We start from the raw sequence: 12,967 nt of genomic DNA, 5'->3' as shown, positions 1-12,967 counted from the left end.
CACGTTAGGAGCCGGTGGCGCGGTCCGCTTCTCCGATCCTGCTCGGCCCGCTCGGCGGCTGGTCGGGCGTGATGCGGAAGACCGGATACCGCGCGGCGATCCGCTCGAACTCCGCCTGCGGCGCCTGCGGGTCCACCGGGATGTGGGTGCGGCCGCCCGGCGAGCAGGCCAGGTAGCGGCGCAGGATGGGCGCGCGGGCGCCGGGATCGACCTCGTCCAGGCGCACGGCCTCGACGCGGCCGTGCCGCAACTCCGCCCGCCCGCCGGCCGCGCGGACGTTGTGCACCCAGTTGGTGTCCTGGCCGAGCATCGCCACCAGGTACCGCTCGTTCTGGTGGTCCGCGACGACCAGCGGGAAGGAGATGACGCGGCCGGTACGCCGGCCCGGCACCCGCAGGGTGATCATCCGGTCCGGCTGCAGCACCCCGGTCGCGAACACCGTGGCCCAGACCCGGTTGATCGCGCGGGCCAGGCGGTTGGGCCGGCCGCCGCGATACAGCCAGTGATCCAAGCGATGCAGGCGCGTGGCCTTCGGTCTCACCATCTGCTTTCTCCCTTCGGAGCTCTCCTGTACGTTGTTCATGAACGTCGTACATGAACAACGTACATGAACGTTGCACATGACACCTCGCGCTCCGTACAGTTGTCAAGTGGCTCCAGAGAAACTGACCCGTCAGGCCGTCATCGAGCGGGCGTTGAAGATCGCCGACACCGACGGGCTGCAAGCGGTCACCATCCGCCGGCTCGCCGCCGAGCTCGGCGTCACGCCGACGGCGCTCTACTGGCATGTCAAGGACAAGGACGAGCTGCTGTCCGCGGTCGGCGACCACCTGCTCGCGGCGCTCGTCGCCGGCGTGGACCCGGGCCGGCCCTGGGACCAGGGCCTGCGGGCGATGGTCACCGCGCTGGTGGAGCAGACCCGCGCGCACCCCTACCTGTCCACCCTGCTGCCGTTGATCGGCAGGAGCGCGACCCAGGAATACCGCCGGGTCACCGACACCGCGATCGGGCTGCTCACCGAGGCCGGCTTCACCCTCCAGGAGGCCGACCAGGTGGCCAGCTACCTGCTGCTGGGGGCCGTGGCGATGGTGTCCTGCCAGCCGGGCGGCGTGGGGAGCGACGAGGAGGAGGCCGCGGAGATCAGGCGGCACCATCGCCTCGACCTCGAACGCCTGCCCCCCGGCCGTTACCCCCACCTGACCGCCTTCGCCGCCACCCTCTCCGGCCCCACCGACCTCGACGCCTACTATTCTTTCGGCGTCGACCTTCTGCTGTCCGCGGTGCGGACCACGGCCCCGAACGGATGACGATCCCCCGCAAGCCGTCCATGCGCATCCGGCGCCCGAGCACCGCCGCCCCGCTCCGCCCCCGCACGGCGCACCCCTACGAGGAGGACCGATGACCCACGACACGCCGCCCCAGGCCAGGACCTTCACCCGGTACGTCGCGCTGGGCGACAGCCAGACCGAGGGCCTCGGCGACGGCGACGAGACCCGCGGCTACCGCGGGCTGGCCGACCGGTTCGCCGAGCACCTGGCCGCGGCGTACCCGGACCTCCACTACGCCAACCTGAGCGTCCGCGGCCGGCTGGCCGAGCAGATCCGCACCGAGCAGCTCGCCCCGGCGCTGCGGCTGCGGCCCGACCTGGCCACGGTCATCGCCGGGATGAACGACCTGATCAGGCCCGGCTTCGACGCGGTCACGGTCGCCGCGAGCCTGGAGAAGATGTTCGCCGCGCTCACCGCGGCGGGCACGCAGGTCCTGACGCTCACCTTCCCCGACATCGGCAAGATCGCGCCCCTGGCCCGGCCGCTGCTGCCCCGCGTGCTCGCCCTGAACGCGTACGTCCGCGAGGCCGCCGCCCGCCACGGCGTCATCGTGATCGACACCTTCCCGCACGCCTTCACCACGGACGCCAGAATGTGGAGCACCGACCGCCTGCACGCCAGCCCGCTCGGCCACGCCAGGATCGCCGCGGCCTTCGCCCACGCCCTCGGGCTTCCCGGCAGCGACGACGCCTGGTCGGCCCCGCTGGACCCACCCGCCCCGCGCGGCCGCCTGCGCTCCGCGGGAACGGAGGTCCGCTGGGTCGCCGGCTTCGCCGGACCGTGGATCTACCGCCGCATGCGGGGCCGGTCCTCAGGCGACGGCCGCAGCGCCAAGCGCCCCGACCTCGGGCCGGTGGTGCTGCTCCGCGACGAGGAGTAAGACCCGGCGGCGCCCCGTGGCGCGGCCAGGATGCTCACCTGCGGGCGGCTGCCGCCGCACCGACCGGGATGCTCACCTGCGGGCGGCTGGCGTCCCACCGGCCGGGATGTTCACCTGCGGGCGGCTGCCGCCTCACCGGCCAGCAGCCGCCTGGCCTCCGCCCGGTGGCCGGCGAGCTCGCGGAGGGTGTCGCCGACCGCCCGCACGATGGCCGGTCGCGCGCCGGCGCCGCCGCGCAGTGCGCGCGTGGTGGCCTTGAGCAGGCCAGGCAGGGCCAGGGTTTCGCGTGGGTCACGGATGCGGGAGTAGACGTCGAGGACGCGGCGGACGCCGTCCGGCCCGCCGGTCAGCGCCCGGAGCAACTCGAACTGCACGTGTGCCAGGCCGTCGCCGCGGCCGAGCAGGTTCGTCCAGTGGTAGGTGTGCACGCACTGCGCGTCGCGCACGCGCTCCCAGTCGGCGGTGGCTAGGTCGAGCGCGGCAGGGTCGTCCAGGACGTTCGCCACGCCCTCGCCCAGCAGCCGCCCGAACCGCACGGCGTCGCGGATCCCCTGCGCCGTGACGGGGTCCTTGAAGTGCCCCGCGTCGCCGATCAGCACCCAGCCGGGGCCGGACGAGCGCCGGAAGAACGACGGATGCTCGGCGGAGCTGACGATTTTCGTGCTCCTGGCGCAGCCCGCCAGGCGCGCGGCGAGCCCCGGCACGAGGCCCACGGTCCGGTCGAACTCCGCCTCCAGGTTGCCGCGGAAGTCCGCCGCCCGCTCGACCGGCGGCATCAGCAGCACCAGCGTCAGCCCACCGTCGCAGGGGAAGGCGTTGCCCAGCTCGCGGCCGGTCAGCCACATCGCGGCGGTGGAACGCCACTCTCGATGCGGGTCCTCGTAGTAGGCGTAGTAGCAGGCCCGGCCGTTGGCGTGGGCGATGCGCGGGCGCTCCGCGCCGGCCAGCCGCGCGACGGTCGAGCGGCGGCCGTCCGCGCCGACGACCAGGGCGGCGCGGATCTCGTACTCCTGGCCGCCGTGCCCGGACCCGCGCGTGCTCTGGTCCTGGACGCGCACGCCGACGGCCCGGCCGTCCTCCCAGAGGAGGCCGGTGACCCGATGCCCCTGCCTGATCTCCGCTCCGGCCTCGCGGGCGGTCTCGGCGAGAGCCTCGTCGAGGGGCGCGCGCCGCACGCACATGCCGTAGTCGATCCCGTCGACCGGCGTGTACGAGCCGTCGGCCGCGTGGCCGGGGCCGCCGATGAAAGCGTGCGAGAGCCGTGGCGCGCCGATCTTCTCGACGCGATCCAGGGCGCCGACGCGGGCCAGCTCGGCGACACCGCCGGCGAAGAGCAGGTGGGTGGAGACCGTGGTGGCGGGGAACCGTGCCGGATCCACCGCGATCACCCGGCGGCCGGCCCTGGCCAGGGTGGCGGCCGCGGCCGAGCCCGCGCAGCGTGCCCCGGCGATGACCACGTCGGCCTGCTCGACCATCGGACCTCCTCGCAGACAGCCCGTCAACCAACGCGTCTGTCGGTTGATTGGACGGTAAGCGGCCGGAAGTCCTGAGTCAACCTCCCGTCGGGCGGTAGTGTGCACGGCATGGCGAGCAGGGAGCTGAAGAAGCGCATGCCGGGCTCGGCCCGCCGGGCCCGGATCGCCGAGGCGGCCCTGGAGGTCTTCGCCGGGCGGGGCTACCACGCCACCGCGATGGAGGAGATCGCGATCGCGGCGGGAGTGACGCGATCGGTGCTCTACGACCATTTCCCGTCCAAGCGGGTGCTCATGATCACGGTCCTGCAGGAGCAGAACGCCCTGCTGGTGGCGCACGTCGGCGCCAGGATCACCGGCTCGGGCTCGCCGGGCCGGCGGTTGCGCGCGACGCTGGACGCCTATTTCAGCTTCGCCGAGGGCAGCCCGGCCGCACGTCGCCTGCTGTTCGACCACACCGACGAGGACGATCCGGAGATCAAGGCCGTCCGCTGGGGCATCAGGGAGACCCGCACCCGCTCGGTCGCCGCGATGCTCGGGCGGGATCTGCGCCGGCTCGGCCTCGACCCGGAGAGCGAGACCGCCCAGGCGGTGGTCGAGCTGCTGATCTCGGGCACCGACGGCCTGGCCCAGTGGTGGGCCCGGCATCCCTCGGTGGCGCGGGACGAACTCGTCGAAGCCGCCATGCTCGTGCTCTGGAACGGGCTGTCTCAGCTCCCGGGCACCGACGCTCACTGAGCCTTCACTCTCACGTATTGACAGATGTGCGCCGCGCGTTCATCGTTCGCCTAACTGAACCAACAGCAGTGTCGGTTAGGTGCGGAGGTTCCGTCATGGACCAGCAGGACAACAACCACGGAATCGCACGGCGGAGCTTCGTCACGGGCGCGGCGGCCGCGGCGGCCGGCGCGGCGGCCGGGCCGCTGTGGGGCACGGCGGCGGCCAACGCGGCGCCCTCTCTGGTGAGCGCCGCCGGCAAGAGCGTGGCCATCTTCGGCGCCGGGATGGGCGGGCTGAGCACCGCCCACGAACTGGCCGAACGCGGTTTCCAGGTCACCGTCTACGAGCGCAAGGCCCTGGGCGGCAAGTCCAGGAGCATCCCCGTGCCCGGAACCGGCACCGGCGGCAGGCAGGACCTGCCCGGCGAGCACGGCTTCCGGTTCTTCCCCGGCTTCTACCAGAACCTGCCCGACACCATGAGCCGCATCCCCTTCGGGTCCGGCACCGTGCACGACAACCTCGTCTCGGCGAGCCTGGCGGTGATCGCGTACAAGGGGAAGGAACTGCGCGTCCCGGTGCCGGGCGACATCGGCGGATCCCTCACCCCCGAAGCGATCAGGGACTACGTACGCAGTGCCCTCACGGCCGTCACCACGGTCCCGCTGTCGCAGATCGAGTTCTTCGTCTCCAAGCTCGTGACCTTCGTCACCAGCGGCCCGCGCCGGCGGCTCGGCCAGTGGGAGAACATGAACTTCGCCGACTTCATCAAGGCCGACATCATGTCGCCGGAATACCGCGATCTGCTGGTCAAGTTATTCACGGCGTCGCTGGTCGCGGCCCAGCCGGACAAGGCCAACACCCGCACCATGGGCCTGATGTTCGAGGCGCTGGTCTACAGCGCCCTCGGCCTCGGCCCGTACGGCCCGCCCGACCAGGTACTCAACGGCCCCTCCAACGATGTCTGGCTCACCCCCTGGATCAGCCACCTCACCACTCTCGGCGTGCAGTTCAAGGTCGGGTGGACCGCCACCGCGTTCGACTACGCCGGCGGCCGGATCACCGGCGCGCGGGTGACCGACCCCAGCGGGGCCTCCGGCACCGTCACCGCCGACCACTACGTGGCCGCCCTCCCGGTCGAGCGCCTGCGGCCGCTGCTGACCACCGCCATGAAGGCGGCCGACCCCGCTCTGGCCCGGCTCGACCATCTGGAGACGGACTGGATGAACGGGGTCATGATCTACCTCAAGGAGCCCCGTCCGATCGCGAACGGCCATCTCATCTACGCGGGCACCCCGTGGGCGCTCACCTCGATCAGTCAGGCGCAGTTCTGGAGCCGGAACTTCGCGGCGAGCTACGGCGACGGCACGGTCACCGACTGCCTGTCGCTCGACCTCTCCGACTGGGGCACCCCGGGCGTCCTGTTCGGCAAGACCGCCAAGCAGTGCACCCGGCCGGAGATCGTGCAGGAGGTCCTGGCCCAGGTGCGCGCCGCGCTGCCCGGTGGTGCTGCGCTGCTGCCCGACTCGATCGTACGGTCCTGGTTCGTGGATCCGGCGATCACCGGCGAGGGCACCGCGGCCGCGGCCAACGACGAGCCGCTGCTCATCAACACGCCCGCGTCCTGGAGCAACCGCCCGACCGCCACCACCAAGATCCCCAACCTGTTCCTCGCCGCCGACTTCGTCCGCAACAGCATCAACCTGGCGACGATGGAGGGCGGCAACGAGGCCGGGCGCATGGCGGCCAACGGCATCCTCGACGCCGCCGGCTCCTCCGCCGCCCGGGCCCAGCTCTTCAGCCTCTATCTGCCCCGCGAGTTCAAGCCGCTGTACAACACCGACGACGCGCGCTACCTGCTGGGCCTGCCGAACCAGTTCGACCTGTTCAGCCCGTACTGGCCGGGGCGGTGACGTCGCCGGTCACCGGTCAGGGGTCGCGCGGCCCGCGACCGGTTCGCCGACCGGTCACGGGTGCGCGCGGCCCCGCGACCGGCTCGCCGGCCCGTCACGGATGCGCGCGGCCCGCGTAGCGGTGCAGGCGCGCCGCGGCCCTGTCGAGATCGGCGGCGGCCGCGGCGCATGCGGCGAGGTGGGCGTTCACCGATTCGCACAACCACGGCGGTGCGACGCCATCGGCCTCCAAGCCGTCCTGGATCGCGCGCAGACGTTCGGCGCAGGCGATGAGCGCGCGGGCGTCCGACCGCAGGACTTCGGCGTGGGCGCTGATCGCCGTGGGCTCGGCTGGCATGGCTCCTCCGTCAGGGGTTCGGCACGGGGACGGCGGCGTCCCTGAGCGTCTGGCGATGGGTGGCGGACAGGCACAGCAGCGGGCGGACGCCGTCGAGCCCCAGCTCGCGGAGCCGTTCGGCGAGTGGGTGAGATTGGGGCCCGACGGCCAGGCGCAGCCGCGGCATGGGGTGCAGCCAGGCCGGCCCGCGGGTCCGCACGCAGGAGCGCAGCGCGCTGCCGGCCCCGCGCGTGTAGCCGACCAGGTCGCGGTCGCTCACGGGCAGCCCGGGACCGAGCCGCCCGCGCAGGGTGAGGATCCGCTGACCGGGGTCGCCGACGGCGACCTGGACGGATCCGGCGGCGAGCCGGAGGTCCAGAGAGGTCAGGTACGTCTCACCGCCCCACAGTCGCGGCGCGGCGGCGCCGGCCGCCGGGGTGTCGACCACGGAGCCGAGCAGGAAGCTGCCCGAGTGCCGCCGGGCCGCCCCGCGCAGCAGGTCGGGCCAGAGGAGGAGGGGCCGCCGCCGCCACGGGCCGGGCACGACGACGCCGAGGTGCACCTCGCGGTAGCCGCCCACGCTGGTGCGCCGGTTCGCGGCGGCGTGTACGGCGACCAGGGCCCGGCCCGCGACCTGGACGGGGGGACCGAACCCGGTCCCCTCCAGGAGGCCGGCCACCGCCGCCGGGTCCACGGCGAAGTACGCCGTCAGCGTGCTGCCGCTCTGGCACCTGATCGGAAGCTCGACCTTTCCCTCCGGGCCGTCCAGCGCGTAGGTGGGCACGGTCAGGAAGGGGAAGTCCTCCGGGTCGGGCGAGCGGTCGAACAGCAGGTAAGCCTGCGAGCGCACGACCGGCCCGCGCACGGGCGTGAGCCGTTCGTCGATGTGGTCGCGGGCCTCGGGCAGGTCGTCGGCGAGGTTGGCCAGGTAGTGATCGATGCTGTGACAGAGCGGGAACAGGTGGGTGGGGTCGTGGTAGTCGACGACGTACCAGGAGGGATGCAGGGCGAAACAGGTGCCGGCGCCCTGTCCGTCGAGGGTGGGGATGATGTCGTGCTGGTTGGTGACGCTGGCCACCCAGGTGCGTGGGTCGGCGGGCCGCTTGAAGTCGACGGGCGAGCCGACGGCGACGGCGTGGGTGACCGTGTAGCGGGCGCAGAACTCGGCGTCCTGCGCCAGGTTCATGATCGCCCCGCCGCCCGCGCTGTGCCCGATGAGTGCCAGCTCGGCGCCTGCGGGCAGCCCGTAGTCGGCGACGGCCCTGGCCAGCGCGCGGCTGTAGGGGCTGCTGGCCAGCACGGCGCTGCTGAACGCGCCGAGCAGATCCTGGGGTGAGTCGCCGTCGGGCCGCCCCGCCCGCATGCCCGGCGCCAGGAGAACGTGCCGGAGCACCCCGTCGGGACCTTCGACGCTCTGGATGAGGATCCGCCCCGTGGTGCCGACCACGCTGATGTTGCCCAGGAAACCCAGCAGCGAGCCGCGCCCGCTCAGCCGCGCCGCTTCGGCGCCGGTCAGGTCGGTTCGGCGGGCGGCGCCCTCGCCGGTGTCGAGGACGGCGACGGCCCTGTTGCTCATGCCCGTGATCGGGTCGGCGGTGGCGTAACCCTTGCCGGTCGCGATGAGCCAGGCGGCGGCGTCGTTGAGCGGGTTCTCGTCCAGCAGCGCGCGCAGGGCGAGGACCTCGCCGAAGACCGGGGCGAGCTGGCTGAGCGCGCGCACCGCGCCCCGGTCCTTGAGCAGGACGCGCAGGGCTTTGACGGCCTCCAGGTCGCGGTCGGCGGCGGCCGCGTCGATGAGCCGGGCGAGCATGGGGTCGTGGGTCAGCTCGGGGTGGTCGATCGCGACGGCGGCGACGCGCAGCCGCAGCGAGGTGGCCAGCACGCGGACGGCCAGGCTCTCCGCCCCCACCATGGCGCCGGCCTTGGCGGCCACGGTGGCCAGCGGGCCGCCGGTGAGCGCGCACCCGAGGCCCCGGCCGTTCGTGCCGGCCCGCAGCAGCGCGCGGTAGACCAGGTGGCCCGCCGACGGCGCCTTCGGCAGGGCGCGCAGCAGCGCGCCGTCGGTGAGCGCGGCCGTCGCGTGCGCGGCCGCCTCCTGGATCGTGACGGCGACGTCGACCAGCTCGCGGGCCGCGCCGCGCAACGACTCGGCGGCCGGCTCGGCCTTGCCGCTCATGGCCGCGCCGACCAGGACATGCCGACGTGGCGGGGGGCCGGATCCTCCGGCGTGTTGCGGCGCAGGACGTCGGACAGGGTGCGGGTGGCCGCGATCACCCTGACCCCGTGCGGGGAGAAGGTGGCGGCGTTGAAGATCCTCGGGGCCAGCAGCGGGTTGGTGAGCGCCTGGGAGAAGGCGTCGATAGCGATGATCTTGGTCAGCAGGGGCGGCAGGATCGCGCCGGGGGATCCGGGCTCCTCGGCGAAGAGCCCGACGTACAAGTCGAGGTCGTCCACACTGCGGTAGAGCTCGCGCAGCGCGCCGGTGACCCGCGCGTCACCGGAGATCTGCCCGAAGTCGCGCACCCGGGGGAAGCGGCAGTGCTCGCGGTAGTCGTTGTACGGGGCCAGGCGGAGCGCGCGGGAGTCGGCGATGCTGGCCGTGTCGATCACCCGCAGGAGGGGGTCGGTGTTGAACAGCCCGATGCGCCCGGCCCGCTGGCGGGAGGCGTCCTCGAAGAGCCGGCCGAGACCGGCGCCGGGGAGCAGCGAACTGCCGAACAGGGTCTGCCCCATCGGCAGGTCGCGCCCACCCACCGACAGGCGGGACGGGATCAGGCTGTGCCAGCGGTAGACGAGGTTGAACTCCACCGAGGCCCAGTTCTCCCGGTGCCACGGCGCGCCCGCCAGCATCGCCGACAACCGCGGGTCCAGCCTGAACCGGAAGTGGTAGGGGGTGATGTGGTTGATGTACTCCTCGACCACGAGTTTGATGAGCAGCACGATGAGGACGTTGCGCGCCGTCTGGAACAGCCGCTCGTCGTCCCAGTCCGGGTGGTGCCGGGCGAGCAGCCGGGCCACCCGGTTGTGCTCGCGCAGGAACAACACCGTGAGCATGGTGAAGCCGATCTGGCCGTTGCCCCGGTCGCTGCCGGTGGCGAAGAGCGTGTCGCGTTGCGCGTCGGTGAGGTCCGCGAACCGGATGACGCTCAGCGCGGCGAACTCCGGTTTGATCTTGCCGTGCTCGCACAGGAGCGGCGGGAACTCTCCGCCGTTGATGAGCCGGCTCTTGAGCAGCCCGCCGTCGAACGCGCGCAGCGCGGCCGTCGCCGCCTCATTGAGACCGTAGACCTGGTTGAGGTCGATGTGGTGGTTGGAGCTGCTCTTGCGCGGATCTCGCGGAACGTTGACGTCGCCGCGCAGGAAGCCGTCGGTGAACCACTGGGCGAAGTAGGCGAACAGCACCGTGGAGCGCGGGCAGGGGATCATGCTCTCGCCGCGGGTGAACAGCTCGGCGGCGCGCTCGGGCGTGGGCCGGCCATCCTCGGCGACGGCCGCCGGGGGCAGGTGCCTGCCGCTGTAGGAGCGGTCGGTCAGCGAGGTCCAGGAGGTGTAGTCGGCCATCGTGCTCAGCGGCTCGGGCCGGGGCGGCATCTCGCGGATCGCGCGGTCGATCAGCGCGGCGTTGACGCGGCGCCGGACCGGCTGGACTCGCTGCACGAGATCCCAGAACGGCCGGCCGTTGGTCAGGGCCAGGAACCTGAGCCGGTTGACGAGACCGTCCGCGGCGATGCCGCGCGCCGTCGAACCGCCCGCCGCCACCGATCCGCCCGCCGTCGATCCGTCCGCCGCCGTCATCCCTGCCGCCTTTCGTTGCCGAACCCGAGGACGAACCGGTCGGGAAAGATCTCGTGGGAGCGCTCGATCCGCCCCTCCGGCGGCGGAAGCAGGCGCACGCCGGAACGCAGCAGCAGACGGCGTACGGTCTCACCGATCACGACGCCGGCCACGTGCACGCCGAGACAGGCGTGATGACCGGCGCCGAAGAACATCTGGTGGTGGCGAGGACGGTCTAGGCGGAACTCGCCGGGCTCCGGCACCACGTCGGCGTCGAACATGGCCGAGGCCGGCGCCGCGAGAACGAAGGTGCCCGCCGGGATCAGCGCGCCGCGTGCGGTGCCGGCGGCCAGGACGTGGTCGCGTTCGCAGAGCCGGGGCAGCAGCTTGAAGAACGGGCTGAACCGCAGCGCCTCCCAGACATAACGGTCGAAGCGCTCGGGGTCGCCGGCTGCGGCCACCGCCTCCGCCAGCACCTGCGGGCGCAGCAGCAGTTGCTCGACCGCCTCCGTCATGGCCCCCGGCGCGCTCTCCACGAAACCCAGGGGCAGCCCGGCCATGTTGATCAGGATGCGCTCGTCGGGCACGCCGGCCTCGGGCGGCAGGGCGGAGCGGACGAGCCGGGCGAAGACGTCGTCGGGCACCTCCTGCCCCGATCGCAGCGCGGACCGGTAGCCGGCGAGCCGATCGCGCAGGTGGTCGATCAGCTCCGTGCCCGCGCGGACCGACGCGGCCTGGATCTCCGGGTCTCCCGAGTAGTTGGCGAAGCCGTCGGTGACGATCGCCCGCGTCCAGCGTGACAACGTCTGCGGGTCGGGGCCGGGAACGCCGAAGTACCGGGCGCACACGCCCAGGGCGACGGGCCGGAACAACGAGCCGACCGCTTCAAGGCGGCCATCGGGCCAGCCGTCGGGCCGGCCATCGAGGCAGGCGGCGTCGAGCAGCTCGTCGGCGATGCTCCCCACCAGCTCGCGCAGCGCGGCCGCGTCCCGCGGGTCGAGCATGACCTGCATCAGGCCCTTCTCCCGCCAGTTCATCGGGGTGGCGTCCCTGCCCAGCATGAACGGGCCCCCCAGCGCGGCGTCGAGGCGCGGACCGAAGGCCCGGACCGAGAAGACCTCCTCCCGGGAGAGCACCTCGGTGACGTCGGCGAAGCGGGTCACGACCGTGAAGACCGGGGTGACGAAGATGGGGCGCCGCTCGCGGAGCTCGGCGAACAGGGATCGCCAGTCGGTCCGCATCCACTCCCGGACCAGGCCGAACGCGGACATCGGGTCACGGGCCAGCTCCTCGTCGTATCTCTCCAGACGGCCGTCCGCGGCCTCCTGATCGGCAACACCCATTCGGTAGACCCTTCCGCCTGACGTCGGAGCGAACAGCGATGATCACGTCGCGCAATCACAATCTAGGGAGGCGCCTGCGCTTTCTTCATGGCTGGCGAACGCATTGTTTTGCTTCCTCTGAGTAATCGATCCGTCACTGTCTGGACATAGCCGCACTACAGGGAACCGGCCGTTCAATAGGGAGCCTGATCGTCTTGTACCGCTCCTGGAGGAAACGTGACCGCTCCCATCCCGCGACCGGGCACCGGCACGGGGCCAGGCACGGCGGAGACGGTGACGGTCACCACCGGCCGTCGCGCCGCCTACCTCGTCGTCCTGGTCATCGCGCCCGTGGTGCTGCTCGCCCTCGCGGTGCCGGCCGCCTGGGGCTGGGGCGTCGGTCCCCGCGACCTGGTCATCGCGATCGTGATGTACCTGGTGAGCATCTTCGGGATCGCCATCGGCTATCACCGGCTCTTCACCCACCGCGCCTTCAAGTGCAACCGCGCGCTGCGCGTCGCGCTCATGCTGGCCGGCGGCATGGCCGTCGAGGGGCCGGTCACGCTGTGGGCCGCCGAGCACCGCCGGCACCACAAGTACGCCGACCGGGAGGGCGACCCGCACTCACCGTGGCGCTACGGCGACAGCGGCCCGGCCTTGTTGCGCGGCATGCTGCACGCCCACATCGGCTGGTTCTACACGGCCCGGCGCCGCTCCAGCCGCCGGCACTGGGTGCCGGACCTGCTGGCCGACCCGGACGTGCGGCGCTTCGACGCCGCCTACCCGGCGGTCATGGTCCTGTCGTTCGCGCTGCCCGCCGCCGCCGGCGGGTTGTGGTCGATGTCGTGGGCGGGCGCGTGGAGCGCCCTCCTCTGGGGCGGCCTGATCCGCTACGCCGTGGTGCACCACGTCACCTGGTCGGTGAACTCGGTCGCCCACACCTTCGGCGACCGCCCGTTCCGCACCCGGGACCGCTCGTCGAACGTGTGGTGGGTGGCGATGCTGACGCTCGGCGAAGGCTGGCACAACTGGCACCACGTGGAGCCGGCCTGCGCCCGGCACGGCGTGCTCAAGGGCCAGCTCGATCCGAGCGCGCGGCTGATCCGCTGGTTCGAGCGGGCGGGCTGGGCCCACGGCGTCCGCTGGCCGGCCCCCGACCGCCTCACCTCCCACCGCACCGACCACCGGCCATAACCCCGATCCACCCACCGCACCGACCACCCGCCGAAACCCGCATCCACCCAC

Annotated in this window: 11 protein-coding genes; 5 read left to right on the top strand and 6 right to left on the bottom strand. The window is 72.7% G+C overall.

Annotated features, from left to right (window positions below; all coding sequences use genetic code 11):
* Positions 1–4: 4 nt before the first annotated feature.
* A complete protein-coding gene (locus tag ACWD0F_RS10235; RefSeq protein ID WP_449873867.1) occupies positions 5–544 on the bottom strand; it encodes a nitroreductase/quinone reductase family protein in 540 nt (179 codons plus the stop codon).
* Between the two features lie 106 nt (positions 545–650).
* On the opposite strand from ACWD0F_RS10235, the gene ACWD0F_RS10230 reads away from it, so the two are divergent.
* Positions 651–1,307 (top strand): TetR/AcrR family transcriptional regulator, encoded by a 657-nt coding sequence (locus tag ACWD0F_RS10230; protein ID WP_449873866.1) that lies wholly within the window; start codon positions 651–653, stop codon positions 1,305–1,307.
* A gap of 91 nt (positions 1,308–1,398) precedes the next feature.
* A complete protein-coding gene (locus ACWD0F_RS10225) occupies positions 1,399–2,208 on the top strand; it encodes an SGNH/GDSL hydrolase family protein (protein ID WP_449873865.1) in 810 nt (269 codons plus the stop codon).
* Between the two features lie 110 nt (positions 2,209–2,318).
* On the opposite strand, the gene ACWD0F_RS10220 is transcribed toward ACWD0F_RS10225, so the two are convergent.
* The gene (locus ACWD0F_RS10220) at positions 2,319–3,683 is read right to left on the bottom strand and encodes an NAD(P)/FAD-dependent oxidoreductase (RefSeq protein ID WP_449873864.1); all 1,365 of its coding nucleotides are present in this window, start codon (positions 3,681–3,683) and stop codon (positions 2,319–2,321) included.
* A 108-nt stretch (positions 3,684–3,791) separates the two neighbouring features.
* On the opposite strand from ACWD0F_RS10220, the gene ACWD0F_RS10215 reads away from it, so the two are divergent.
* Positions 3,792–4,418, top strand: a complete 627-nt coding sequence (locus ACWD0F_RS10215; protein WP_449873863.1) for a TetR/AcrR family transcriptional regulator — start codon at positions 3,792–3,794, stop codon at positions 4,416–4,418.
* Between the two features lie 95 nt (positions 4,419–4,513).
* Entirely contained in the window at positions 4,514–6,310 is a 1,797-nt protein-coding gene (locus ACWD0F_RS10210; protein ID WP_449873862.1) for a hydroxysqualene dehydroxylase, read from the top strand.
* Between the two features lie 94 nt (positions 6,311–6,404).
* On the opposite strand, the gene ACWD0F_RS10205 is transcribed toward ACWD0F_RS10210, so the two are convergent.
* From ACWD0F_RS10205 to ACWD0F_RS10190, 4 genes are read right to left on the bottom strand one after another with little or no spacing between them, the layout of a single operon-like run.
* Positions 6,405–6,647, bottom strand: a complete 243-nt coding sequence (locus tag ACWD0F_RS10205; protein WP_449873860.1) for a hypothetical protein — start codon at positions 6,645–6,647, stop codon at positions 6,405–6,407.
* Between the two features lie 10 nt (positions 6,648–6,657).
* A complete protein-coding gene (locus ACWD0F_RS10200; protein WP_449873858.1) occupies positions 6,658–8,802 on the bottom strand; it encodes a hypothetical protein in 2,145 nt (714 codons plus the stop codon).
* Complete coding sequence (locus tag ACWD0F_RS10195; RefSeq protein WP_449873856.1) at positions 8,799–10,421, bottom strand: peroxidase family protein; 1,623 nt, start codon at positions 10,419–10,421, stop codon at positions 8,799–8,801. The genes ACWD0F_RS10200 and ACWD0F_RS10195 overlap by 4 nt, the downstream gene beginning before the upstream one ends.
* Positions 10,418–11,743: a cytochrome P450 gene (locus ACWD0F_RS10190; RefSeq protein ID WP_449873854.1), complete on the bottom strand. Its 1,326-nt coding sequence runs from the start codon at positions 11,741–11,743 to the stop codon at positions 10,418–10,420. Before ACWD0F_RS10190 ends, ACWD0F_RS10195 begins: the two co-directional genes overlap by 4 nt.
* A 216-nt stretch (positions 11,744–11,959) precedes the next feature.
* On the opposite strand from ACWD0F_RS10190, the gene ACWD0F_RS10185 reads away from it, so the two are divergent.
* Complete coding sequence (locus ACWD0F_RS10185; protein ID WP_449873852.1) at positions 11,960–12,916, top strand: acyl-CoA desaturase; 957 nt, start codon at positions 11,960–11,962, stop codon at positions 12,914–12,916.
* Positions 12,917–12,967 lie beyond the last annotated feature (51 nt).

The organism is Nonomuraea sp. NPDC002799 (assembly GCF_053592075.1).
Note: the sequence above shows the minus strand (reverse complement) of the source record. Positions and strands in the feature narration are given on the sequence as shown.

Coding starts and splice junctions, on each gene's coding strand:
- ACWD0F_RS10210 (WP_449873862.1), top strand. CDS start 4,514: ATGGACCAGCAGGACAACAACCACGGAATCGCACGGCGGAGCTTCGTC.
- ACWD0F_RS10215 (WP_449873863.1), top strand. CDS start 3,792: ATGGCGAGCAGGGAGCTGAAGAAGCGCATGCCGGGCTCGGCCCGCCGG.
- ACWD0F_RS10190 (WP_449873854.1), bottom strand. CDS start 11,743: ATGGGTGTTGCCGATCAGGAGGCCGCGGACGGCCGTCTGGAGAGATAC.
- ACWD0F_RS10195 (WP_449873856.1), bottom strand. CDS start 10,421: ATGACGGCGGCGGACGGATCGACGGCGGGCGGATCGGTGGCGGCGGGC.
- ACWD0F_RS10205 (WP_449873860.1), bottom strand. CDS start 6,647: ATGCCAGCCGAGCCCACGGCGATCAGCGCCCACGCCGAAGTCCTGCGG.
- ACWD0F_RS10220 (WP_449873864.1), bottom strand. CDS start 3,683: ATGGTCGAGCAGGCCGACGTGGTCATCGCCGGGGCACGCTGCGCGGGC.
- ACWD0F_RS10200 (WP_449873858.1), bottom strand. CDS start 8,802: ATGAGCGGCAAGGCCGAGCCGGCCGCCGAGTCGTTGCGCGGCGCGGCC.
- ACWD0F_RS10235 (WP_449873867.1), bottom strand. CDS start 544: ATGGTGAGACCGAAGGCCACGCGCCTGCATCGCTTGGATCACTGGCTG.
- ACWD0F_RS10225 (WP_449873865.1), top strand. CDS start 1,399: ATGACCCACGACACGCCGCCCCAGGCCAGGACCTTCACCCGGTACGTC.